The organism is Pseudocitrobacter sp. CD920760, assembly GCF_057782505.1.
This window is the reverse complement of the sequence record NZ_CM173490.1, coordinates 3,243,695-3,266,118: the sequence shown is the minus strand read 5'-3', so window position 1 is coordinate 3,266,118 and position 22,424 is coordinate 3,243,695. Positions and strand designations below refer to the sequence as shown.

Here is a 22,424-nt window from a genome sequence, read left to right as displayed (position 1 = left end):
GCCAGTAAGTCGCCATTAACGCATATTCACGTAAATGCCGGAGGTGACATTTTCAGCAAGACGCACAACGTGATAGATCACTTGCTTATTATGCGTTTTAATTTTCCTCTTGATATTACCCTTATGTGACGATACCGTCTTGGCCTTAATATTCATTTGATCCGATATCTGAATCGTTCCTTGTCCCGACATCCACATCCGTAACATGCTCGATTCCGTTCGACTTAACGATAATGTCGACATGTTGATCTGTTTTACATTGTCAGTTTCTTTTTTCAGATAATTCCCTAAAATATCGTCCAGGGTTTCTGGTTTGATCGATTTGGAGCTAATTAACAGATTACTCCTAACCAGTAAATATTCATCAAAATGGATATTTGCAATCGCCATAAAAACGATAAACAGCGTTCTGGGGTGTTGATTAATGATTTGTTTAATGTGCTGACTGCTCTGTGCATCGTGGATAAAACAGTCTTCATTAATGAACACCACAGACGGGCGGCGGGTGCTACACAATGCCGCAAGTCCGTCAACGTCGCTGACGTTATCAATATCGCGCTTCTTAACCCCTCGACTCGTCAAGTACCCTATCAATCCTAGCCGGGTGTAACTGCATAGATCCATAATAATCGTTGACATGGCATACCCTCACTCAATGCGTAACGATAATTAACCCTCTTGCCTGAACACTTCATAACTGCCTGAGCAAATTATTAAAACTAAGAACCAAGCGAAGACGATCAGGCGGCCTAAACTATCCCGTAAAGTTACGTATAATTTGCCAGGAATCTTCTCAAAGTAAAGTAAATGTTATGTTATGTGAGTAGGGTAAAAACAAATAATCCGCGCCAGATATATCCTGGTTGATGTTTTATAAATTCCCTTTTAGGAATTTCCTTACAATAACGGGAGCGGATTTATGGAGAATTGACCCGGGGTAACTCGCTGATAATATCCGCTAAAAGATTGAATATTTCGCTAAATAAATGTTCGCAAAAAGGCGCAATAAGTGGCATTAACGCTGCCATTAATAATATCCCTACAGTTAATGTGACTGGGAAACCGATCACAAATACGGACAATTGTGGCGCCATACGATTAAGCATACCTAATGCAAGGTTAACGGTGAGCAGCAGCGTAATGACCGGAAGTGCCAGCATCAGGCCATTGAGGAAGATGAGTCCGCCAGCCCGCGAAAGGGCCAGAAAGGCGTTGCTGTTAAGAGGTTCACCGCCAATGGGCAAGGTGTGAAAAGTATCGACCAGCAGCGAAATCAGCCATAAATGGCCGTTAAAAACCAAAAACAGCAGCATGGCGAGCATATCCATAATTCGCGCCAGTACGGGCATATTCAGGTTGCTGCCAGGATCGACAAAGGTCGCAAACGACAACCCCATTTGCAGGCCGATAATCTCCCCGGCGGTACGCACGGCGGCAAAGGCGAATTGCATGGTAAACCCCAGCGCAATGCCAATCAGGATTTGCTGAAGCGCCAGCCAAAGGGCGTTAGGCGAAAAAAGCGGAACATCCGGTACCGGAATGGCGGGGGCGATAACCACGGTTATCACCAGCCCGAGCCCCAGTTTGACGCGTTTAGGTACGGTGCGTTCGCTTAATATCGGGGCTGTAGTAATCAGCGCCAGCACACGCAGCAGCGGCCAGAAATAGAGACTTATCCAGTGGACCCACTGGTCGCTGGTGATATTGAGCATCAGGATTAGCCGATGATATACGGGATGTTATTGAACAAGGTGCGTACGTAATCAAGTAGCAGGTTGAGCATCCACGGCCCGGCGACCACGATAGCGATAAACACGGCGATGATTTTAGGAATGAATGAGAGCGTCATTTCGTTAATCTGCGTCGCCGCCTGCAAAATACTGATAACCAGCCCCGTAATCAGCGCCACCAGCAGAAGCGGCGCAGCCAGCGCCAGTGCGACTTTCATCGCTTCGGTGCCCATCATCATCACGGATTCAGGTGTCATGGCGGGTTCCTGTTAACTGTAAAAACTTTGCGCCAGCGAACCCACCAGTAGCTGCCAGCCGTCGACAAGCACGAACAGCATCAGCTTAAACGGCAGGGCGATCGTGGCGGGCGGTACCATCATCATCCCCAGCGCCATTAATACGCTGGCGATCACCAGATCGATAATCAGGAACGGAATAAAAATGGTGAAGCCAATCTGGAAGGCGGTTTTCAGCTCGCTGGTCACGTAAGCAGGCAGCAGAATGCGCAGCGGCACCGCTTCCGGGCCTTCAATGGGCGCACTGTTCGCCAGACGCGCAAACAGCGCCAAATCGGCTTCACGCGTCTGACGCAGCATAAACTCGCGTAGCGGCTGTGAACCTTTATCCATCGCTTCCTGCAACGAAATTTTGTCTTCGCTGAAGGGCTGATAGGCATCGGTGTAAATCTTATCGATGACCGGCGACATAATAAAAAAGGTCAGAAACAGCGCCAGCCCCAATAGCACCTGATTCGGTGGCGCAGAGGGAGTGCCCAGCGCGTTGCGCAGCAGACCGAAGACGATAATGATGCGCGTGAAACTGGTCATCATCAGCAAAATGGCCGGAATAAACGTCAACGAGGTGATAAACACCAGCGTCTGTACCGGCAGCGACCAGCTTTGACCGCCGCCCGGTAATGGCTGGCTGACCAGCCCCGGTAGCTGCGCAAAGGCAGCAGGCGAGAGCAACAACAGCGTGGAGATGAGGACAACGAAAATGCGGCGCATCAGGATCTCCCGGAACGCTTGAGAACATTTTTCATCAATGACGAAAAATCGGCGGTAGCAGGCTGCGTCGTGTGAGTATCCGCTGGCGCGGGCGGCAGCGTGTGCAGCAGGGTGACCTGATTGGCGGTGACGCCCAGCACCAGTCGCGCATCTTCCACGTTCACCATCACCACGCGCTCGCGTTGGCCTAACGAGGCGCTGGCGCTGACTTTCAGACCCTGCATACCTCGCACGTGAGTGCCGCCGAGGCCAAAACGTTTGGCAATCCATGCCCCCGCGAGGATCAGCAAAATAATACCGAGCAATGCGCCGCTCACCTGAATCAGCGGTGAGGCATCGGGCGCAGACGCGTGCGTGACGGTGGCATGGGTCGGGCTTTTCATGATTAGCGGCTCAGGCGACGCATGCGCTCGGACGGCGTAATGATGTCGGTGATGCGCACGCCATATTTGTCCGCCACTACCACCACTTCGCCCTGGGCAATCAGATAGCCGTTAATCAGGATATCCAGCGGTTCGCCTGCCAGGCCATCCAATGCCACCACGGAACCCTGCGTCAGACGTAGCAATTCTTTGATAGTCATGCGGGTGCGGCCCAGTTCAACGGTCAGCTTGACCGGGATATCCATAATCAAATCGATATCCTGCAACGTACCGCTGACGTCGCCGCCGCCCAGTTGCTGGAACACGGCATCGGCCGCACTTTTGCTGCTGGTGGATTGTTGTTCATTCAACGCTTCAGCCCACAGATCGTCCATTGCGCCGGTATTCTCGTCGGACGGGTTATTCATATCACTCATTTGGGCTGTTCCTCATTCAACGAATTCAAAATCGGGTTAATCAGGTGTTCGACGCGCAAAGCATATTGTCCTTTCACCGTACCGTACTGGCTGGTCAGCACCGGCACGCCATCGACGTGCGCGATAATGCGGTCAGGTTTCTCAATTGGCAGCACATCTCCGGGTTTTAGCTTCAGGATCTGCGACAGTCGCAGTGAAATGTCGGCAAAGTTTGCCACCAGCTCCAGTTCGGAGTGTTGCACCTGGCGCACCAGATTTTCGCGCCAGTTTTGATCTTCACTGCGCGAGTTTTCCAGCGGCGGATTTACCAGCAGTTCACGCAGCGGTTCGATCATGCTGAACGGCAGGCAGATATTGAATTCGCCGGTCAGGTTGCCGATTTCAACGTGGAAGGGCGTGTTGACCACAATGTCGTTGGGCGAGGTGGTGATATTGGTGAATTTAACCTGCATCTCGGAGCGCACATATTCGACTTCCAGCGGGTTAATCGCTTTCCACGCGTCGCGGTAGCCTTCGAGCGCCAGCTTCAGCATGCGGTTAATAACGCGCTGTTCCGTATGGGTAAACTCACGGCCTTCAACCTTGGTTGGGAAACGACCGTCGCCTCCGAACAAGTTATCCACGGCGATAAACACCAGACTCGGCGAGAACACGAACAGCCCGGTGCCACGTAGCGGTTTCAGGTGGATCAGATTCAGGTTTGTCGGCACGGGGAGATTGCGCGCAAACTCATGATACGGCTGGATTTTAATCGCCCCGACCGTAATATCCGGGCTGCGACGCAGCAGGTTAAACAGCCCCATGCGGAACTGACGCGCAAAGCGTTCGTTGATGATCTCCAGCGCCTGCAAACGCTCGCGCACCACACGACGCTGGGTGTTGGGATCGTAAGGGCGAATGTCGTTTTCGCCCGCCACGCCTGCCTGCGGCTCATCGCGATTATCGCTGTCGCCGTTGAGCAGGGCGTCGATTTCGGCCTGTGAAAGAATGCTATCGCCCATGAGGTTATCGCAGAATAAAGGCGGTGTAGAGAACGTCAGTCACGTCCTGCTTTGGCTGACCGGCAATAAGCGGCGTGCTCAACGTCTCTTTAATGGCGGCGGCCAGTTTTCGCTTCCCGGCATCGGTCGCCAGCTGCGTGGCGTCCTGGCGAGAAAGCAGCAGTAAAAGACGACTGCGCACTTCCGGCAGATATTCACTCAGACGTGCGCGCGTCGCTTCATCTTTCAGACGCAACGTAATGCCGAGATAAAGCACACGATCCGCATCGCCAAGATTCACCGTAAAGGTATCCAGCGCGAAAAAGACCGGCGCGGCAGGGGGCGGCGTCTCGGTTTTGCTTTTCGTGGTGCTGTGCTGCTGCATCCGCCAGTAGCTGTAACCGGCGGTCGCCACGGCGGCGAGCGTCACGAGGATCAGCAGCGGCAGCCAAATGGCGCGTTTGCGGTTTTTGGTGATAGCGGTGTCGGTCATCTGATGCGGTCTTCCTGTTGCATATACTGCTTATCGTGTGATTATCCCGACTCCCGCGCGGGTCAAAGCGTGGAAAAGACGGGAATAATCACGCTACCTCTGGCGTTTAGGCAAAAATGTCGACTCTGCCATCGCCGCGAGCGGTGGATTGCAACGCAGCAGGGGCGATCAACGTATCATCCTCGTCATCCCCGGATGCCGCGCCGCGCCAGGCCGACTGCTGGCCCGAAGCGTGTTGTTGCTGCTGCTGCCCGGCAAAACTCTCGCTGCTGATATTGCTTTGTCCAAGCTGAATGCCGTTATCGGCAAGTTGTGCGCGAAGCACTGGTAACGCGGCTTCCAGCGCGGCGCGCACGTGGCTGTGTGGCGACACCATTTGAATCTGCGCCTGGTTATCGTCGAGCTTAAGCGAGATATGCACCTGACCGAGATCTTCCGGGTGCAGACGCAGTTCCGCTGTCTGCTGCCCCTGACGTGTGAACAGGGTGATGTGCTGGCTGACGCTCTGCTGCCAGTCCGGCGAACCGAGTGGAGCCTGTACGGTTGGGGCCGGTAATGCAGGCGTAGTTTGTGCGGCGACACTGACCAACCCGGAGAACGTTGCCGTGGGAGCCGATGCGGTTGGTGTGCTGTCGGCTTCTGCTTTCAGGGCAATTGGCGCCAGCTGCGGCGCGCTTTGTGCGGCGGCGGGCAGTTCACTGCTGGCGAGTGGCTGCGCGGTATCGTTGCTGGTGGCGTGCTGAGCAAAAGATTTATCACCGCCGCGTTCTGAGACACCGTTCAGGATGGGCATGTTAGTGCCTGCGGTGACCGTCGTTGGTTGTGCAGGTTGCACCGTTGGCAGCATGGCCATCAGCGCGCTCATCCCGGCAAGCGATGCGTCGCTAACGGTTTCGTCGTCATCGCTATCCTCCTGCGGTTTGGTGCTCTGAACATCGCTTTTCAGATGCGAGGCCAATTGGCTGAGCAGCGTCTGCGTATCCGTTGTCGTACCGTCCGGCAGTTCGACTGGAATCTTTGCCGTCTCCTGCTGTAACAGCCACTCGGTAATGGAGGTTTTTGCCGTGGTTTTTGCGTCCGCCGGCTCCTGAGAAAGGGCGGCGGTCAGGCTTTTCAGCGATTTGCTATTTTCACTCCCCAGCGCATCGCTGAGCAGGCTGAGAAAATCCGCCTCGCCGCCCGCCTGCGTGGAAATACCCGGCGTGCCGCTCTCGACGTCCGGGGCTAAAAGTGTGAGCATGTTAATCATTGCGGTTCCTCAACGTGGCGCGCTGGGCAAATTCATCCATCTTTTTCTGGTCGAGGCGGTTCTCCGCCAGCAGCGCGGCGCTGGCCTGGCGCTCCTGCAACGTCTCCCACGCCTGAAGACGCTGTTTTTTCTCGCGCCAGAAGGTCAGCGCTTGCTCAACTTTATTATTCCATTGCAGCAACTGCTGGCGATGTTGTTCAATCGCACTTTCCAGCGTCTGAATAAATTGCTGATAGTTTCGCCAGCGCAGGCTGGCAATCCCCTGACTCATGTCGCTGTTGAGGTTGTTTTGATATTCGAGCTGGTAATCCATCAGCATCTGCAATTGTTCTTCTACTTTCTGAAAACCACGACGCATTTCGCCGAGCTTAAGCGCGGCGGTATCCACCTCGTTTTCCGCCAGCTCTTTGAGCGTGGCCAATGCACCTTGTTGCGCCATCTTGCGGTACCTCCTGCTTCATCAGGTTGACGGGAAAATTCGCTCAAGCCCCTGAAGAGAACTCTCCCAGTCGGCTTTTTCCAGAATGCCCTGCTGCAAAAATGCTTCCAGCTGCGGCCACAGGGCGATGGCGCGATCCAGCATCGGGTCGCTGCCTTTGGCGTAAGCGCCAACGCTCACCAGATCGCGGTTACGCTGGAAGCTGGAGAGCAGCTGTTTGAAATGACGTACGCGGGCGTAGTGCGGCTCGCTGATAAGCGCGGTCATGGCGCGACTGATCGAGGCTTCAATATCGATGGCAGGGTAGTGCCCGGCCTCCGCCAGCCTGCGCGATAACACAATATGCCCGTCGAGAATGGCGCGCGCCGAATCGGCGATGGGGTCCTGTTGATCGTCGCCTTCGGTCAGCACCGTATAAAATGCGGTCACTGAACCGCCACCGCTGATGCCGTTCCCGGCGCGTTCAACCAGCGCGGGCAGTTTGGCAAAAACGGAAGGCGGGTAGCCTTTGGTGGCGGGCGGCTCGCCAATCGCCAGGGCAATTTCGCGCTGCGCCATCGCGTAGCGGGTGAGGGAGTCCATAATCAGCAGCACGTGCAGGCCGCGATCGCGGAAATCTTCCGCCACGCGGGTGGCATAGGCCGCGCCCTGCATACGCAGCAGCGGCGACACATCCGCCGGAGCGGCGATCACCACCGAGCGGGCCCGGCCTTCGCTACCGAGAATGTTCTCGATAAAATCTTTCACTTCGCGTCCGCGCTCGCCAATCAGGCCAACCACAATCACATCCGCCTGGGTGTAGCGCGCCATCATCCCCAGCAGCACACTTTTGCCGACGCCGGAGCCTGCAAACAGCCCCATACGCTGCCCGCGACCGACGGTGAGCAGGGCGTTGATGGGCCGCACGCCGGTATCCAGCACATGTTCAATCGGCGTGCGCTGGAGCGGGTTAAACGGGGGGGTAATGAGCGCACCGGTTTCGGTGGTCTCCGGTGCGGGCAGGCCGTCGAGCGGTTTGCCGCTGCCGTCAAGCACGCGCCCCAGCAGCGCAGGGCCGAGCGGTAATTGTTTGCCGCTTTGTAACCCGTCGCCGGAGGCATTACGCGCATAGACGCGCGCGCCGGGCAAAATGCCTTCCACTTCTTCCAGCGGCATCAGAAACAGGCGCTGACCGTTGAAGCCCACCACTTCGCTTTCCACTTCCTGCGTTTCTGCGCCAAGCTGGCGCTCGATAATGCAGGTCGCGCCGAGCGGCAGTTGCAGACCGGTGGCTTCCAGCACCAGCCCGGTCGCGCGGGTCAAGCGTCCATAGCGACGTACGGCGGGAAGCTGGGCGATGCGCGCTTCGACGTTATCCAGCGTCGTCAGCCAGCGAGTGAGACGCGCGGTCATCAGCAGGCTCCCGGCGCGGCAAGACGGCAGAGTTCCTGCCAGCGGGTGGCGACGCTTGCATCAAGATCACCTTCATCGGCGCTGACTTTACAGCCGCCAGGATGTAACGACGGATCGCCTCGCAGCCGCCAGCCGTGCAGGCTTAAGGTGGCACCCAGCACCGCGTCTACGCGAGGAAGATCGTCAGGGTTTACGCGCAGCTGCGGTTTGCCGCTAAACAACGGTTCCTGTTGCAGTAACGCCTGAATCTGTTTAATCAACGCAGAACTGTCGATGGACGTGGTCTCGCCGATGATTTGCCGGGCGGCTTCCAGCGCCATCTGCATCAAACGTGAGGCGATAACGCTATCCATCGCATCCAGCGTATGCTGGAACTCGCTGACCAGTTGCTGCATGCGGGCATGGAGCGGGGCTTGCTCTTGTTGCGCCTGCATCTGGCCTTGTTCAAGCCCTTGCGCCAGTCCGTCCTGATAACCCTGCTGCTGCCCGGCGGCGCGGCCTTCCTGCAACCCCGCCTGATAGCCCTGTTCATGGGCCTGTATCTGAATTTGCGCCAGTTGCTGCTGTCGCAACGCCTCTTCGGAAAGCGTCACCGTTTCCGCGTCGGGTTCCTGCTCAGGGATGAATATCTCGTCCTCTGAGGGCGGGGCGAGATCGTCCGGCTGCCAGACTTTCCACGGCGTGGTATCAGACATAGGTGTCGTCTCCGCTGCCAATCACCATCTCGCCGGTTTCCGCCAGACGACGCACAATCAGCAGAATCGCTTTCTGCTCGTTCTCCACCTGCGACAGACGTACAGGGCCACGGTTGGCGAGATCGTCGCGCAGAATATCGGCGGCACGCTGAGACATATTGCGCAGGAACTTCTCGCGCAGCGGTGGTTCTGCGCCTTTGAGGGCGATGAGTAACGATTCGGAGTCCACTTCCTGCAACAGGCGCTGGATGCTGCGATCGTCCACCTCGACCAGGTTTTCGAACAGGAACATCTCGTCGATAATTTTCTGCGCCAGCTCGCCGTCGAATTCACGCACGGCGGTGATAACTGCTTCTTCCTGCTGGGTTTTCATCAGGTTAATAATTTCAGCCGCCGTTCTTACGCCGCCCATTTTGCTGCGCTTAAGATTCTGACCATCAAGCAGACCGTTGAGCACTTCAGTCAGCTCCGCCAGCGCAGCAGGCTGTACGCCGCCGAAGGTGGCGATACGCAGCATCACATCGTGGCGCAGGCGCTCGTCGAACAGCGCCAGAATATCGGCGGCCTGCGCGCGCTTGAGGTGGACCAGGATGGTGGCGATGATTTGCGGATGCTCGTCGCGAATAATATCGGCGGCGCTCTGCGGCTCCATAAAGTTGAGCGTCTCGATGCCGCTGGCGGTTTCGCGGGTCTCGAGAATGTCCTCCAGCAGGCTGGCGGCACGCTCTTCGCCCAGCGCTTTCACCAGCACCGAGCGCAGATATTCGTTGGCGTTGACGCTCAGCGCGGCGTACTGCTCGGCTTCCTGCTCAAACTCCGCCAGCACTTCGGTAAGCTGTTTATTGGAGATCTGCTTCACATTGGCCATCGCGGTACTCAGCTGCTGCACTTCGCGCGCCGACAGGTGCTTAAACACCTCGGCGGCGCGATCTTCGCCAATGGTCATCAGCAGAATGACGCTCTTATCTACACCGCTTAATTTACTCATGATCGTTATTCATCCACTGGCGGATGACCAGCGCGACAACGCGCGGATCGTTATCAGACATATCGCGAATACGCTGGCTCATGACTTCCGCCCCCATTCGCTGGTTGGCGCGACGCTGCTGGAGTTGCTCATCTTTACTGAGATGCACTTCCACCGCGTCCTGCGTTTCCTGGACAACGCGCGCTTGCTCGGCGGCGACCTGCGTCTCCTGCTGACGGCGCATTAACTGTGGACGCACGGCTTTGCGCCACAGCAGCCAGGCGACTAACAGCACCAGTAACCAGCGGCCCAGCGACATCAACTGATCGATAAACGACTGCTGTTGCCAGAATGGCAGTTCACCGCCGGTTTCTTCCGACTGGGTGAACGGTGAGTTGACCACATTGAGGGTATCGCCGCGCTGGCTGGAAAAGCCCATCGCTTCGCGGGTGAGATCGTCAATTTGCTTCATTTGCTCGGCGCTGAGCGCCTGGGTTTTGCCATCCGCCAGCGCGCGATAGTTCACCACCACCGCCACGGAAAGACGCTGGATGTCGCCCACGTTGCGTTTGGTATGGCGAATGGTGCGATCCACTTCGTAGTTACTGGTTTCGTTACGCTGTGTGTTTCGCGGCCCGCCGCTGCTCTGGGTGCTGGTGGTGCGGGTCGTGCTATTGGCGGGCGGAGTCGCAATCGGCGCTGACGGCGCGGGCGCAGGGGAGTTTGACAGCGCGCCTGGCACGCCACCCGGGTACGGGCTGCCGATTTGCTCGCTCTCGTTCACCTGACGTGAACGCAGCACGGCCTGGCTGGCGTCGCCGTTCGGGCGGTACTGCTCTTCGGTTTGCTCTTTATTATCAAAATCGATCTGCGCGGTGACCTGCGCGTGTACGTTACTGTTGCCCACGATGGGCCCCAGAATGGCTTCGATGCGGCGTTGCACGCGGCTCTCAACGTCGGCGGCGTATTTCAGCTGTGCGTCGTTCAGATCACGGGCATTGGTATTGGATTGCGTGAGCAGATGCCCGCTTTGATCGACCAGCGTAACGTTGCCTGGCGGCAGCCCGGCGACGGAACTGGAGACCAGATGCACCACCGCGGAAATTTGCCCTTCGTCGAGCGCGCGACCCGGTTCAAGATTGACGGTCACGGAGGCAGAAGGGGATTTTTGTTCACGCACGAACAGCGACGGTTTGGGCATCGCTAAATGGACGCGGGCGCTCTTCACCGGCCCCAGGGTTTCGATGGTGCGCGACAGCTCGCCCTCCAGCGCCCGCTGATAGTTCACCTGCTCGCTGAACTGGCTGATGCCGAACTTCTCTTGATCGAGCAATTCAAAACCGACCGCGCCGCCTTTTGGCAAACCGGCCTGCGCCAGACGCAGGCGAAGTTCATGCACTTTATCCGCAGGAACTTCGATTGCGCCGCCGTTATCCGCGAAGCGGTAGGGGACGTTCATCTGCGTTAACTGGCTGACAATGGCGCCGCCGTCCTGATCGGAAAGGTTGCTAAACAGCGTGCGGTAGTCCGGGCTTTTCGCCCACAGCACCAGCGCAACAACGATAGCCACCGCGGCAGCGCTGGCCACCATCAACGGAATTTTCGGGTTTGCGCGCAGGCGACTGACCCACTCCAGCGTTTTAGTTTGCGGCGTAGTCGTGGCGTTCGCGCTCATTGCGCACCTCGTAAATCCTGAAAGATGGCGTTAAATGTGTACAAAAACAAAGCAGACTCCCGGGCGACGAACACAAAATGACAGCGCTGCCATTATTTGCTGTCGCGGGATTTTCTATGGTCCAAATAACCCGTTTTTTTGCCGCTAATTAACGCCTTTATCTTATTGACAAGATGCTAATCTCTGCTCCATTAACATTTTCAGGGGTGGGTTATGGCAATTCAGGGTATAGAGGGCGTGCTGTCACAGTTACAAATGACGGCCAATGTGGCGCGGAATCAGCAGGTTGATACGCAGTCAACCGTGAGCTTCGCCGGGCAACTGAGCGCCGCTCTGGATCGCATCAGCGATACGCAAAACGCCGCACGCACCCAGGCGGAGAACTTTACCCTTGGCGTACCGGGCGTGGCGCTGAATGATGTTATGACCGATCTGCAAAAATCATCCGTGTCGTTACAGATGGGCATTCAGGTGAGGAATAAAATGGTGAGTGCGTATCAGGAAGTGATGGGCATGCAGGTGTAATTGATGGGTGAGTGCTCGCGGGGTCCCCTCACCCTAACCCTCTCCCACAGGGAGAGGGAACCGATCGAGCACGTTGCTGAATTTCCTGCGTTTTTCACCCTCTCCCTGTGGGAGAGGGCCGGGGTGAGGGGCTAAACCCACTCACTTCTGAATCAAATAGCGAATTGTTGGCCCATCCTGCTGAATATCCAGCACGGTGTAGCCGTAGTTGCGGGCGTCCAGCGGTATGTTATTGATCGACTGCGGGCAGTCGCTGACCACTTCCAGAATTTCGCCTTTTTTCAGCTGCGGCATCGCTTCAAGCGTGGCGACTGCCGGGTACGGGCACGGCTCGCCGACCATATCCAGACGGTAATCAGGCACGATATCTTTCATGCTATCTCCTTCGCCGTGACAACGGCAGACTGATTCTTGCGTTTAAAGAAGTGTTTTTCCCAGCCGATGATCAGCATCAGCGCCGCAAACAACAGAAGGTAAGTCACCAGCAGGCCGCCCGTCGGGCCGAAGGTATTGAGCAGGTTGACTTTATCCCAGTTGGTTGCCAGTGCCGGGGAAATATCATCCCAGTAGTAGGCCAGAATAGTTGAACCGATGACGTTGCCAATGCCCACCCACCAGAAATGTACCTGACCTTCCACCGCGCGATACATCCAGCCGGTTTCGCAACCGCCTGCCAGCACAATGCCAAAGCCGAACAGCAGACCGCCGATCACCGCATTCGGACCCGCCCACATGATTTTGGCTTCTGCTCCCAGTTGAACATAACCGAAAATACCGATAGCGCTGGCCGCCATACCGAAGATAATCGCTTTCGCCATATGGGTGCGCCCGGTGATCCACATATCGCGGAAGGCCGAGGTAAAGCAGATTTGCGCGCGTTCAATCAGCAGGCCAAAACCGACGCCGAACAGCATCGCGAGGCCGAGTTTGGGTTTATCGATGGCGGTAAACAGCCCCCAGCCAACGATGCCGATAAACACCAGCATGCCCAGACGGAAGCGGCGACGCGCCTGATCCGGTTTTTGCGTTAACGGCGATGCGGCAGAGACTTTCTGCATTTTTACCGGAATGCGGAACAGCGGCAGCAGGGTGAAGCGCGCGCCGAACCAGGAACCGATCGCGGTTGCCACGGCGAAGAACCAGGCGTGCAGCGAGAACTGAGGGATCCCGGTGAAGAATGCCGCCAGATTACAGCCCATCGCCAGACGCGCGCCGAAACCGGCAATCGCGCCGCCGATGATGGCCTGCAGGATACGCACGCGGCTGCGTGGCATGCGCAGTTTGACGTTATTGGCCCACAGCGCGGCGGCAAAGCAGCCCCCGAACATGCCGATAATCATCATGCCGTCGATGCGGGTCAGCGGGGTGCCGTCGAGGTGAATGAGTTTGTAGTATCCCCACTCTTCAGCGTGAACGCCTGCCAGTTGCAGCAGTTGTCCACCCCAGCGGGTGAATTCGCCAGTCACCGCCCAGAAGGTGCCGGTAATGCCAAAATAATAGGTGGAGAGAATACCGGCAGCGATAACCGCCGGGGCAGGGGCCCAGAATTTGATCAGGTACGCCTGTTTGAAGTGTTGCCAGGTCATGGTGCTAGCCTCTGAACTCAGAAGGATCGAAAGAGCGGGAATTCTACGCTGCTCTATTCATCTGGCGAATGCTTTTTGCGTAAAACCTCGAACAGATCAATTTCAGACAACGGGCGTGAAAGGGTGGCGGGCTTAAGGCTATAATGTCACAATATTTTTTTCTCCGTGTGCAGGATGAATCATGAAAAAATTAGCAATGGTTGCCGCGCTGATGACGCTGGCAGGCTGCGTGCAGGTCGAGAACTATAAAGACGTGGTGAAAGCGCCCGCGCCAGAAGGGCTGGTTGGTTACTGGCAAACGAAAGGGCCGCAGCGTTCGCTGGTCAGCCCGGAAGCCATCGGCAGTTTAATCGTCACCCGCGATGGCGATACGCTGGATTGCCGTCAGTGGCAGCGTACGATTGCCGTGCCGGGCAAACTGATGCTGCGTGGGGATGAGCTGTATAACGTGACCGAAAAACGCGATGTCTATTCCGTCGATCGCGAAAACGGGACGCTGGACTATGATGGCATGACGTTACAACGCGTCGATCGCCCAACCATCGAGTGTATCGCCGCGCTGGAGAAAAAACCGCTGGCGAGCGCGTTACCGACAGAGCTGCCAGCCACGCAGCCGGAAACTCAATCCAGCAGCGTGCCTGCGGATATCGTTCCCATCAAATAAGTGTTATCCCGGCGGTTCTCCCGCCGGGTACGTTTTACAGCACGTCCTCCAGTACCCACACGCTGACGCTTCCCCCCTTACAGGTGAAGGTTGCGCTGCCCGCGTCGTCGGTCTCAACAATTTCTTCCCGGTTATTGAGGAAATCCTTCCAGCGTTTGTTGCCGTAATTTTCGCCAAGCGTAATGGCTTTCTCGCCATCGTCGCCGTTAGACATGACCACCACGCAACCCGGCGCGTCGTCAGTGCCACTGCGGCTGAAGGCGATACAATTGGGATGATCGAACCACAGGGTTTGTACGCCGTGGGCGAAGCGCTGGCGAGCGTCGATTAGTTCATGCAGTTGTTCAATCACCGGCATATCGATGGTGTAAGTGTCGCCGTCGCCACCCGTATCTTCGTAGTGCGCGCCGAAAAGATCGGGATAAAAGACGGAAGGCACGCCGTTTTCCCGCAGCAGGATCAGTGCATAGGCCAGCGGTTTAAACCAGGCTTCAACCGGAGCCTCCAGCGCCTGAAGCGGTTGGGTATCGTGATTGGCGACCAGCGTCACCGCGTGGAAGGGATCGGCTTCCACCAGCGTGCCGGTGAAAATCTGGCTCATGTCGTAATCCGCGCCCATGCGTGAGGCTTCATGGAAATGCATCTGCAATGGCGCATCGAACAGCATCGTCTGGCCGTCGACCTGATCGATATACTGTTGCAGTTTGTCCACTTCATGCGACCAGTATTCGGCCACAATAAACAGCGGTTTGGGCGCCACTTCCTGAACGTGCTCAATCCACTCTTTATAGAACCAGGCCGGAATATGTTTTACCGCGTCGAGACGAAAACCGTCGCAGTGGGTTTGATCCATCACCCAGCGCGCCCAGTATTTAATCTCTTCGGTGACCGCGTGATTACGAAAATCGATATTTTCGCCCATCAGGTAATCAAAGTTACCCATCTCGTCATCAACCTGATCGTTCCAGCCTTCGCCGGTATAGTCGTTGACGATTTTAAAAATGCCGTCTTCCGTGGGATCTTCAATATGATCGACCCCGCTGAAGCATTTGTAATCCCAGATAAATTTTGAATATTGCCCGGCGCGAACAGGGAAGGTGTAGCGCGTCCAGGCTTCACATTCGACGATCTCTTCATCGATCTGCGTGCGATCGTCTTCGTTAACCCGCTGCACGCGAATGCGCTCTTTCTCATCCGCCCCCATTTTGTGGTTCACCACCACGTCCAGCAGTACGGCAATGTCGTTTTTTTTCAGCGCATCGATGGCCGCCAGCAGCTGGCCTTTATCACCATATTTGGTGGCAACGGTGCCTTTCTGATCAAACTCGCCTAAATCGAACAGGTCGTAGCTGTCATAGCCCACGGAATAGCCGCCGGAAGCGCCTTTATAGGCGGGTGGCAGCCAGATCATATTGATACCAATTTCATTCAGATTCGGCGCAAGCGCCTCAACTTCGGGCCATAATTCGCCGCCCGTGGGGTAATACCAGTGAAAGCACTGCAAGAGGGTGGGGTTGCGCATACCTGTTCTCCGTGAAAGGCGACACAAGTACTATAAGTGGGAAATGCGCACGGCGCGAGATTTGCGCAATCTCACGCCGCGAAGGTTAATGGCTGGTGTCGTTACTGCTTTGCGGCACCAGTACATGTCCCCCTTGTTTACCATACGCGGTCAGTACCGATTTTTGTATGGAGGACTGCCCAACGAGCGTGGCCAGTTCATCCATCCGCAGCTGTAAGCGGCGTTTCACTTCGGCTTCGTTATCCAGCACGGCACGCAGCAGCGGGCGGAGCTGGTCCTGAATGGCGCCCGACGGCGGATTCTGCTGGGTGAGCTCCGCGACCTGATGCACCGCACGCACGTACTCCATCTCGCTGGCGATTAATTCATCCCACAATCCTTCGGTGGCAAGGTGCAGCATCGTTTTGCTTTTCTCAACCAACTGTTGCCAGGCAATATACAAGTGCGGTGCGTGGTTCATTAGACGGCGTCCTGAATCAAGTTAGGCGTAAGTAACGACTCCTTCCAGGCATCTGCGATATTGCGCAGCAAGCCTTCCACTTCCTCAACGGCGGCGACATCGTTATGCAGATTAGCCTGCAACAGGCGTCGTACCATGTAGCTGTACAGCGAAACGAGATTCAGGGTGAGTTCATCACGGCTGTTCTCATCGAGCCCCACTTTCAGGCCGTTTTCGATAATGTTGATGGCCTTCGACAGCGAGAGACCTTTTCCTTCCAACTGATTGTCCTGCATAAACAGGCGAGCGCGTACCAGCGCGCTGAGCGCCCCATCAAACAGCATGGTCACCAGTTGCGACTGGCTGGCGCTCATGACTGCGCTCTCTACTCCGATTTGTGCGTAGGCCTGCGTGCCTTTTGCGCCGTACATGTCGTCTCCTGCTAATTATTTAGAGTTGCTGCTGGACGTATCGAACTGCTGCGTCAGATAGCTGCTGGTCGAGTTCAGGGAGTTCATCAGCACGTCCAGTTGGGTGAACTGCGCTTTATAGCGCGCCATCATTGTGTCGATACGATCGCTGGCGGCGTTGTACTGATCCGTCAGATTATTCAGGGTTTTACTGACGCCATCTTTCGCCGCCTGGATAATCCCGGTGGTGGAGAGCCAACTGGTCAGGTTGTTGCCGATGGTGGTGGTGACGCCGGTATTTTTGCCGTCACCGATAAACATATCACCGACGCCGGAGGCATCTTTTTTCAGCGCCGCCTGCAGTTTGTCGGTCGACAGTTCGAGCTTGCCGGTGCTGGCGTCGGTGGTAATGCCAATCTGCGACAACGTTTTGTAATCGGAACTACTGTGAGTATTACCCAGGAGGGTTTTCAGCTGCGTCTGGATCGTGCGCAGCGTGGAATCGCCGAGAAGTGCGCCGTTGCTGGTATCCTGGCTCTCTGCGCCCGCATCAACGGCGGTGTATTTGGTCAGGCTGCTGAAGGTGTCCTGCAGTGCGTTATAGGCATCTACCCACGCTTTAATCGCGCTTTCCGCTTTCGAGGTGTCTTTGGTAATGGTCAGCGTCTGGTTGCCGGTGGTGACATCATTCAGATTGAGGGTGATATCTTCCAGCGCATCGCTGATGGTGTTGCTGCTGTTTTCAATCGGAACGTTGTTGACCGTCAGTTTGGCGTTCTGCGCGGTGACGCTCTCTTCCATGCCGTTGCTGGACGCTTTCGGGTCGTAGCCCATAAAGCTTTGTAAATCCTTGTCTCCGCTCACACTCAGGGTCATCGCGTTGTCGCTGCCCGTATCGTTCGAGGTCACCGACAGGCGATACTGTCCGTTGCCGACGTTGATAATACTGGCGCTGACGCCTGCTTTTGCATTGTTGATGGCGTCGCGAATACCTGTCAGCGAGGAGTTGGCCGCGCTGATATCAATGGTCACCGGATCTTTTCCGCCGCCCTGCTGGATAGTCAGCACGCTGTCGCTGCTGGCAATGGCGGTTTTGGTGTCGGTCTGGCTGTTTTTAGTGGTCAGCGTTTGCGCCTGCGCCAGCTGAGTAATGCTGATGGTGTATTTCCCGGCAATCGCGCTCCCGGTGGTGGTGGCGCTGAACGCGGTGCTGCTGCTGGTGGTGGAGGTGGCGGTAAACAGGTCGGCTTTATTCAGCGCAGTGTTGGCGGTCTGGAAGGTTTCCAGCGCACTTTTTAATGTGCCGTAGGCGCTTAGCTTCGCGGTATATGAACTCTGCTGCGTTGAAATCGGCGTCAGCGTCGATTTTTGCGCCGCTTCAAGACTGTCCAGAATGCCGCTCAGATCCAAACCCGACCCGACGCCCAGCGTTGAAATACTTGCCATTATGAATTCCTTAATCGTGTGACACGTAGAACGAATACCGGGGTTATCGGCGGGATTGGCACAAAGTTTACGATTAATTTTGCTTATTTAATGGCGAGAATAGGACGGTGAGAGGAGAGTATTTCGGCGGCTAGAAAATAATTCTAAAGGTTGTGAGTGACCAGACGATAACAGGTTTGACGGCGACGAAGCCGAAGGGTGGAAGCCCAATACCTAAACCGTAGACTTGAAAACAGGAAAAGAAATCATGGCACAAGTCATTAACACCAACAGCCTCTCGCTGATCACTCAGAACAACATCAACAAAAACCAGTCTGCTCTGTCGACGTCTATCGAGCGTCTGTCTTCCGGTCTGCGTATTAACAGCGCAAAGGATGATGCAGCGGGCCAGGCCATTGCTAACCGTTTCACCGCTAATATCAAAGGACTGACTCAGGCTGCACGTAACGCCAACGACGGTATTTCTCTGGCGCAGACCACTGAAGGCGCGCTGTCTGAGATTAACAACAACTTGCAGCGTATCCGTGAACTGACCGTTCAGGCGTCTACCGGCACTAACTCTGATTCTGACCTGAACTCCATTCAGGACGAAATTAAATCTCGTCTGGATGAAATTGACCGCGTATCTGGGCAGACCCAGTTCAACGGCGTGAACGTGCTGTCCAAAGACGGTTCAATGAAAATTCAGGTTGGCGCAAATGATGGTGAAACCATCACCATCGATCTGAAAAAAATCGACTCTTCTACATTGAAGCTGACCAGCTTCAATGTTAACGGTAAAGGCGCTGTTGATAATGCGAAAGCCACTGAAGCAGATCTGACTGCTGCGGGCTTCTCCCAAGGTGCAGTCGTCAGTGGCAACAGCACCTGGACTAAATCTACTGTTACTACCTTTAATGCAGCAACAGCTACCGACGTGCTGGCTAGCGTTAGCGGCGGCAGCACTATTAGCGGTTATACCGGTACAAACAATGGCTTAGGCGTAGCGGCTTCTACTGCATATACCTACAACGCAACCAGCAAGTCTTATTCATTTGACGCAACCGCACTTACCAATGGCGATGGTACTGGGGCCACCACTAAAGTTGCTGATGTGCTGAAAGCATATGCAGCAAACGGTGATAACACGGCTCAGATCTCCATCGGCGGAAGCGCTCAGGACGTTAAAATTGCCAGCGATGGCACCCTGACTGACGTCAATGGCGATGCTTTATATATTGGTTCTGACGGCAATCTGACTAAAAACCAAGCCGGCGGCCCAGATGCGGCAACGTTGGACGGTATTTTCAACGGTGCGAATGGTAAAGCAGCAGTTGATGCGAAGATTACCTTCGGAAGCGGCATGACCGTTGATTTCACCCAGGCTAGCAACAATGTGGATATTAAGGGCGCGACGGTATCCGCCGAAGATATGGACACTGCGTTAACCGGGCAGGCTTATACCGTAGCTAATGGCGCAAAGTCTTATGACGTTGCCGCTGGTGGTGCAGTAACCGCTACTACAGGTGGCGCTCCCGTAAATGTTGATTCTGATGGTGAACTGACGACTGCGACCAACAAGACTGTCACAGAAACTTATCACGAATTTGCTAACGGCAATATTCTGGATGATGACGGCGCGGCTCTGTACAAAGCGGCTGACGGTTCTCTGACCACTGAAGCTACAGGTAAATCTGAAGCGACCACGGATCCGCTGAAAGCGCTGGACGATGCTATCGCATCTGTAGACAAATTCCGCTCCTCCCTCGGTGCCGTTCAAAACCGTCTGGATTCCGCGGTTACCAACCTGAACAACACCACCACCAACCTGTCAGAAGCGCAGTCCCGTATTCAGGACGCCGACTATGCGACCGAAGTGTCCAACATGTCGAAAGCGCAGATCATTCAGCAGGCCGGTAACTCCGTGCTGGCGAAAGCCAACCAGGTACCACAGCAGGTTCTGTCTCTGCTGCAGGGCTAATCGCCTGAACACCTCGCAAACCCCGCTCCGGCGGGGTTTTTCACGTTTCCGCTCCCCCGACTGCGCAAATAACCCCTCATTTCACCCACTATTCCCTCAATTAAAAATTATGCAGAAACGGATAATTATGCCGATAACTTAATTAATGCAGGGCTGTTTATCGTGAATTCACTCTATACCGCTGATGGTGTAATGGATAAACACTCGCTATGGCAACGTTACGTACCTCTGGTGCGCCATGAGGCACTGCGCCTTCAGGTGCGATTGCCGGCGAGTGTGGAACTTGACGATTTGCTCCAGGCGGGCGGCATAGGGTTATTGAATGCCGTTGAACGCTACGACGCTCTGCAGGGCACGGCATTTACCACTTACGCAGTGCAACGCATCCGTGGGGCGATGCTGGACGAACTACGCAGCCGGGACTGGGCACCGCGTAGCGTTCGGCGTAACGCGCGTGAAGTTGCGCAGGCGATGGGGCAACTGGAACAGGAACTGGGCCGTAACGCGACCGAAACAGAAGTTGCGCATCGGTTGGGTATTCCCGTTGAAGAGTACCGTCAGATGCTGCTCGATACCAATAATAGCCAGCTGTTCTCCTACGATGAGTGGCGGGAAGAGCATGGCGATAGCGTCGAGATGGTGACGGAGGCAAATCAGCAGGAAAACCCGCTACACCAATTGCTGGAGGGGAATCTCCGCCAGCGCGTGATGGAGGCCATCGAAGCCCTTCCTGAGCGGGAAAAATTGGTGCTGACGCTCTATTATCAGGAAGAGCTAAATCTGAAAGAGATTGGCGCGGTACTGGAAGTAGGGGAGTCGCGAGTCAGTCAGTTGCATAGCCAGGCAATCAAACGCCTGCGCACTAAGCTGGGTAAGCTGGAGTAATGCCGCATAAGAAATGACTACGTGGAGTTTTCATCACTATGCAGCAATTAAAAAGACGGCCACTAAGCCGCTACCTTAAAGACTTTAAACACAGCCAAACACATTGTACTCACTGCCATAAAGCGCTCGATCGGGTGACGCTCGTTCGCCTTGGCGAAATCGTTAACAAACTCGCCATCGCCCGTCTGGATATGCTGGTGGACGAGGAAACATGGTTGCAGCAGCGTGGCGAGTGGGCCGCGCTATGCCGTTTCTGCGGCGACCTGCACTGCAAAGAGCAGAGTGATTTCTTCGATATCATCGGCTTTAAGCAGTTTCTCTTTGAACAGACCGAAATGAGCCCTGGCACGGTGCGCGAGTATGTCGTGCGCTTACGGCGTCTGGGCGAGCATCTGGTTAAAAATAATATTCCCCGAAACCTGCTGCAGAATGGCGCGCCGGATGAGATATTAATTCCCTGGCTGCCGGTGACCAGCACCAATAATTATCGTATTGCGCTACGAAAATATACGCAATTTGTTAATCGGGCTGGCATGGCGCCGGGTCAGAACCTCGCGTATCCCGCGACCTCTGATATATATTAAAACGGAATAGCTTATAACTGTCTGGTGTTTGTCTGTTTTCACAAACGGCCTACACTACAAAAAAAGCAATCTTTTCGGGGGTATAATGAAATTAGCACTTTTCGGTCGTCAGGCACTGATGGGCGTGATGGCAGTGGCTCTGATGGCAGGCGTCAGCGCGAACACGTTTGCAGCGGAAAATCTGCTTAACCAGGTGAAAGAGCGCGGCACGCTGCGCGTTGGTCTGGAAGGCACCTATCCGCCGTTCAGCTTCCAGGGCGACGATGGCAAACTGACCGGTTTTGAAGTCGATTTTGCCAACGACCTGGCGAAACATTTGGGCGTAAAAGCGGACCTCAAACCGACCAAATGGGACGGGATGCTGGCGTCGCTGGATTCTAAACGCATTGATGTGGCGATTAACCAGGTGACCATTTCACCTGAACGTCAGAAAAAATATGATTTCTCTACTCCGTATACCATCTCCGGTATTCAGGCGCTGGTGAAAAAAGGCAATGAAGGTTCCATTAAAACCCCGGCTGACCTGAAAGGTAAAAAAGTCGGCGTGGGTCTGGGTACCAACTACGAAGAGTGGCTGCGTCAGAATGTGCAGGGCGTTGATGTTCGCACCTATGATGATGACCCGACGAAATTCCAGGATCTGCGCGTAGGCCGTGTTGACGCCATTCTGGTTGATCGCCTGGCGGCGCTGGATATGGTGAAGAAAACCAATGACACGCTGGCCGTAACCGGTGAAGCGTTCTCTCACCAGGAATCTGGCGTGGCGCTGCGCAAAGGCAATGAAGACCTGCTGAAAGCGATTGATGGCGCGATCGATGCCATGCAGAAAGACGGCACCATGAAGGCGCTGTCCGAAAAATGGTTCGGCGCTGACGTGACGAAATAATCGAAGTTGCTTAAAAAAGGCGCTAACAGAGCGCCTTTTTTTATTTCCGCGGCAACTGGGTGCATAATCAAGAGAATTTAGTCAGGAGGTT

At 55.3% G+C, this 22,424-nt stretch carries 25 protein-coding genes and 1 pseudogene; 6 read left to right on the top strand and 20 right to left on the bottom strand.

Annotated features, from left to right (window positions below):
• Window positions 1-15 precede the first annotated feature (15 nt).
• The 14 genes from rcsA to fliF form a co-directional block, all read right to left on the bottom strand.
• Window positions 16-639, bottom strand: a complete 624-nt coding sequence (gene rcsA, locus AC1MKH_RS15365; protein WP_276220382.1) for a transcriptional regulator RcsA — start codon at window positions 637-639, stop codon at window positions 16-18.
• A 278-nt stretch (window positions 640-917) separates the two neighbouring features.
• The gene (gene fliR, locus AC1MKH_RS15360; protein ID WP_276220381.1) at window positions 918-1,712 is read right to left on the bottom strand and encodes a flagellar biosynthetic protein FliR; all 795 of its coding nucleotides are present in this window, start codon (window positions 1,710-1,712) and stop codon (window positions 918-920) included.
• Window positions 1,713-1,717: 5 nt separating this feature from the next.
• Entirely contained in the window at window positions 1,718-1,987 is a 270-nt protein-coding gene (gene fliQ, locus AC1MKH_RS15355) for a flagellar biosynthesis protein FliQ (RefSeq protein ID WP_007371488.1), read from the bottom strand.
• 12 nt (window positions 1,988-1,999) lie between these two features.
• Window positions 2,000-2,737: a flagellar type III secretion system pore protein FliP gene (fliP, locus tag AC1MKH_RS15350; protein ID WP_276220380.1), complete on the bottom strand. Its 738-nt coding sequence runs from the start codon at window positions 2,735-2,737 to the stop codon at window positions 2,000-2,002.
• Window positions 2,737-3,120 (bottom strand): flagellar biosynthetic protein FliO, encoded by a 384-nt coding sequence (fliO, locus tag AC1MKH_RS15345; RefSeq protein WP_276220379.1) that lies wholly within the window; start codon window positions 3,118-3,120, stop codon window positions 2,737-2,739. The genes fliP and fliO overlap by 1 nt, the downstream gene beginning before the upstream one ends.
• 2 nt (window positions 3,121-3,122) lie before the next feature.
• The gene (gene fliN / locus AC1MKH_RS15340; RefSeq protein ID WP_149462261.1) at window positions 3,123-3,536 is read right to left on the bottom strand and encodes a flagellar motor switch protein FliN; all 414 of its coding nucleotides are present in this window, start codon (window positions 3,534-3,536) and stop codon (window positions 3,123-3,125) included.
• Window positions 3,533-4,537: a flagellar motor switch protein FliM gene (gene fliM, locus AC1MKH_RS15335; RefSeq protein ID WP_276220378.1), complete on the bottom strand. Its 1,005-nt coding sequence runs from the start codon at window positions 4,535-4,537 to the stop codon at window positions 3,533-3,535. Before fliM ends, fliN begins: the two co-directional genes overlap by 4 nt.
• A 4-nt stretch (window positions 4,538-4,541) precedes the next feature.
• Window positions 4,542-5,009, bottom strand: coding sequence for a flagellar basal body-associated protein FliL (gene fliL / locus AC1MKH_RS15330; protein ID WP_276220377.1), 468 nt, complete (start codon window positions 5,007-5,009; stop codon window positions 4,542-4,544).
• A 106-nt stretch (window positions 5,010-5,115) separates the two neighbouring features.
• Entirely contained in the window at window positions 5,116-6,258 is a 1,143-nt protein-coding gene (locus tag AC1MKH_RS15325) for a flagellar hook-length control protein FliK (RefSeq protein ID WP_276220376.1), read from the bottom strand.
• A complete protein-coding gene (gene fliJ / locus AC1MKH_RS15320; protein ID WP_276220375.1) occupies window positions 6,251-6,697 on the bottom strand; it encodes a flagellar export protein FliJ in 447 nt (148 codons plus the stop codon). Before fliJ ends, AC1MKH_RS15325 begins: the two co-directional genes overlap by 8 nt.
• Before the next feature lie 21 nt (window positions 6,698-6,718).
• Window positions 6,719-8,089: a flagellar protein export ATPase FliI gene (gene fliI / locus AC1MKH_RS15315; RefSeq protein ID WP_276220374.1), complete on the bottom strand. Its 1,371-nt coding sequence runs from the start codon at window positions 8,087-8,089 to the stop codon at window positions 6,719-6,721.
• The gene (gene fliH / locus AC1MKH_RS15310) at window positions 8,089-8,784 is read right to left on the bottom strand and encodes a flagellar assembly protein FliH (protein WP_276220373.1); all 696 of its coding nucleotides are present in this window, start codon (window positions 8,782-8,784) and stop codon (window positions 8,089-8,091) included. Before fliH ends, fliI begins: the two co-directional genes overlap by 1 nt.
• Window positions 8,777-9,772, bottom strand: a complete 996-nt coding sequence (gene fliG / locus AC1MKH_RS15305; RefSeq protein WP_015963948.1) for a flagellar motor switch protein FliG — start codon at window positions 9,770-9,772, stop codon at window positions 8,777-8,779. Before fliG ends, fliH begins: the two co-directional genes overlap by 8 nt.
• Window positions 9,765-11,426 carry a flagellar basal-body MS-ring/collar protein FliF gene (gene fliF, locus AC1MKH_RS15300; RefSeq protein WP_276220372.1) on the bottom strand — a complete coding sequence of 554 codons (1,662 nt, stop codon included), beginning with the start codon at window positions 11,424-11,426 and terminating at the stop codon, window positions 9,765-9,767. The genes fliG and fliF overlap by 8 nt, the downstream gene beginning before the upstream one ends.
• Window positions 11,427-11,639: 213 nt before the next feature.
• Here fliF and fliE point away from each other — a divergent pair, with 213 nt between their 5' ends.
• Window positions 11,640-11,951: a flagellar hook-basal body complex protein FliE gene (fliE, locus tag AC1MKH_RS15295; RefSeq protein WP_015963950.1), complete on the top strand. Its 312-nt coding sequence runs from the start codon at window positions 11,640-11,642 to the stop codon at window positions 11,949-11,951.
• A gap of 141 nt (window positions 11,952-12,092) precedes the next feature.
• Here the strand turns inward: fliE and yedF are convergent, their stop codons facing one another.
• Complete coding sequence (gene yedF, locus AC1MKH_RS15290) at window positions 12,093-12,326, bottom strand: sulfurtransferase-like selenium metabolism protein YedF (RefSeq protein WP_108475236.1); 234 nt, start codon at window positions 12,324-12,326, stop codon at window positions 12,093-12,095.
• On the bottom strand, window positions 12,323-13,537 hold the full coding sequence (gene yedE, locus AC1MKH_RS15285) for a selenium metabolism membrane protein YedE/FdhT (protein ID WP_149462201.1): 1,215 nt from the start codon (window positions 13,535-13,537) through the stop codon (window positions 12,323-12,325). The genes yedF and yedE overlap by 4 nt, the downstream gene beginning before the upstream one ends.
• Window positions 13,538-13,718: 181 nt before the next feature.
• On the opposite strand from yedE, the pseudogene yedD reads away from it, so the two are divergent.
• Window positions 13,719-14,129: pseudogene (gene yedD / locus AC1MKH_RS15280) on the top strand (lipoprotein YedD); the annotation flags it as partial.
• A 106-nt stretch (window positions 14,130-14,235) separates the two neighbouring features.
• Here the strand turns inward: yedD and amyA are convergent.
• The 4 genes from amyA to fliD form a co-directional block, all read right to left on the bottom strand.
• Window positions 14,236-15,723, bottom strand: coding sequence for an alpha-amylase (gene amyA, locus AC1MKH_RS15275; protein ID WP_327621868.1), 1,488 nt, complete (start codon window positions 15,721-15,723; stop codon window positions 14,236-14,238).
• 85 nt (window positions 15,724-15,808) lie between these two features.
• Complete coding sequence (gene fliT, locus AC1MKH_RS15270; RefSeq protein ID WP_276220370.1) at window positions 15,809-16,183, bottom strand: flagella biosynthesis regulatory protein FliT; 375 nt, start codon at window positions 16,181-16,183, stop codon at window positions 15,809-15,811.
• Complete coding sequence (gene fliS, locus AC1MKH_RS15265) at window positions 16,183-16,593, bottom strand: flagellar export chaperone FliS (protein ID WP_015963956.1); 411 nt, start codon at window positions 16,591-16,593, stop codon at window positions 16,183-16,185. The genes fliT and fliS overlap by 1 nt, the downstream gene beginning before the upstream one ends.
• Before the next feature lie 15 nt (window positions 16,594-16,608).
• Window positions 16,609-18,018: a flagellar filament capping protein FliD gene (gene fliD, locus AC1MKH_RS15260; protein WP_276220369.1), complete on the bottom strand. Its 1,410-nt coding sequence runs from the start codon at window positions 18,016-18,018 to the stop codon at window positions 16,609-16,611.
• A gap of 247 nt (window positions 18,019-18,265) precedes the next feature.
• Between fliD and AC1MKH_RS15255 the strand changes: the two genes are divergently transcribed.
• The 4 genes from AC1MKH_RS15255 (at window position 18,266) to tcyJ (ending at window position 22,333) form a co-directional block, all read left to right on the top strand.
• Complete coding sequence (locus AC1MKH_RS15255; protein ID WP_276220368.1) at window positions 18,266-19,978, top strand: FliC/FljB family flagellin; 1,713 nt, start codon at window positions 18,266-18,268, stop codon at window positions 19,976-19,978.
• Window positions 19,979-20,140: 162 nt separating this feature from the next.
• The gene (locus AC1MKH_RS15250; protein WP_231826961.1) at window positions 20,141-20,863 is read left to right on the top strand and encodes an RNA polymerase sigma factor FliA; all 723 of its coding nucleotides are present in this window, start codon (window positions 20,141-20,143) and stop codon (window positions 20,861-20,863) included.
• 32 nt (window positions 20,864-20,895) lie between these two features.
• Window positions 20,896-21,447 carry a flagella biosynthesis regulatory protein FliZ gene (fliZ, locus tag AC1MKH_RS15245; protein WP_276220529.1) on the top strand — a complete coding sequence of 184 codons (552 nt, stop codon included), beginning with the start codon at window positions 20,896-20,898 and terminating at the stop codon, window positions 21,445-21,447.
• An 85-nt stretch (window positions 21,448-21,532) separates the two neighbouring features.
• The gene (gene tcyJ / locus AC1MKH_RS15240; protein ID WP_015963961.1) at window positions 21,533-22,333 is read left to right on the top strand and encodes a cystine ABC transporter substrate-binding protein; all 801 of its coding nucleotides are present in this window, start codon (window positions 21,533-21,535) and stop codon (window positions 22,331-22,333) included.
• Window positions 22,334-22,424: the final 91 nt, after the last annotated feature.

Bases quoted from the DNA above. Each gene is read 5' to 3' on its own strand.
- rcsA (WP_276220382.1), bottom strand. From the start codon at position 639: ATGTCAACGATTATTATGGATCTATGCAGTTACACCCGGCTAGGATTG.
- fliR (WP_276220381.1), bottom strand. From the start codon at position 1,712: ATGCTCAATATCACCAGCGACCAGTGGGTCCACTGGATAAGTCTCTAT.
- fliQ (WP_007371488.1), bottom strand. From the start codon at position 1,987: ATGACACCTGAATCCGTGATGATGATGGGCACCGAAGCGATGAAAGTC.
- fliP (WP_276220380.1), bottom strand. From the start codon at position 2,737: ATGCGCCGCATTTTCGTTGTCCTCATCTCCACGCTGTTGTTGCTCTCG.
- fliO (WP_276220379.1), bottom strand. From the start codon at position 3,120: ATGAAAAGCCCGACCCATGCCACCGTCACGCACGCGTCTGCGCCCGAT.
- fliN (WP_149462261.1), bottom strand. From the start codon at position 3,536: ATGAGTGATATGAATAACCCGTCCGACGAGAATACCGGCGCAATGGAC.
- fliM (WP_276220378.1), bottom strand. From the start codon at position 4,537: ATGGGCGATAGCATTCTTTCACAGGCCGAAATCGACGCCCTGCTCAAC.
- fliL (WP_276220377.1), bottom strand. From the start codon at position 5,009: ATGACCGACACCGCTATCACCAAAAACCGCAAACGCGCCATTTGGCTG.
- AC1MKH_RS15325 (WP_276220376.1), bottom strand. From the start codon at position 6,258: ATGATTAACATGCTCACACTTTTAGCCCCGGACGTCGAGAGCGGCACG.
- fliJ (WP_276220375.1), bottom strand. From the start codon at position 6,697: ATGGCGCAACAAGGTGCATTGGCCACGCTCAAAGAGCTGGCGGAAAAC.
- fliI (WP_276220374.1), bottom strand. From the start codon at position 8,089: ATGACCGCGCGTCTCACTCGCTGGCTGACGACGCTGGATAACGTCGAA.
- fliH (WP_276220373.1), bottom strand. From the start codon at position 8,784: ATGTCTGATACCACGCCGTGGAAAGTCTGGCAGCCGGACGATCTCGCC.
- fliG (WP_015963948.1), bottom strand. From the start codon at position 9,772: ATGAGTAAATTAAGCGGTGTAGATAAGAGCGTCATTCTGCTGATGACC.
- fliF (WP_276220372.1), bottom strand. From the start codon at position 11,426: ATGAGCGCGAACGCCACGACTACGCCGCAAACTAAAACGCTGGAGTGG.
- fliE (WP_015963950.1), top strand. From the start codon at position 11,640: ATGGCAATTCAGGGTATAGAGGGCGTGCTGTCACAGTTACAAATGACG.
- yedF (WP_108475236.1), bottom strand. From the start codon at position 12,326: ATGAAAGATATCGTGCCTGATTACCGTCTGGATATGGTCGGCGAGCCG.
- yedE (WP_149462201.1), bottom strand. From the start codon at position 13,537: ATGACCTGGCAACACTTCAAACAGGCGTACCTGATCAAATTCTGGGCC.
- amyA (WP_327621868.1), bottom strand. From the start codon at position 15,723: ATGCGCAACCCCACCCTCTTGCAGTGCTTTCACTGGTATTACCCCACG.
- fliT (WP_276220370.1), bottom strand. From the start codon at position 16,183: ATGAACCACGCACCGCACTTGTATATTGCCTGGCAACAGTTGGTTGAG.
- fliS (WP_015963956.1), bottom strand. From the start codon at position 16,593: ATGTACGGCGCAAAAGGCACGCAGGCCTACGCACAAATCGGAGTAGAG.
- fliD (WP_276220369.1), bottom strand. From the start codon at position 18,018: ATGGCAAGTATTTCAACGCTGGGCGTCGGGTCGGGTTTGGATCTGAGC.
- AC1MKH_RS15255 (WP_276220368.1), top strand. From the start codon at position 18,266: ATGGCACAAGTCATTAACACCAACAGCCTCTCGCTGATCACTCAGAAC.
- tcyJ (WP_015963961.1), top strand. From the start codon at position 21,533: ATGAAATTAGCACTTTTCGGTCGTCAGGCACTGATGGGCGTGATGGCA.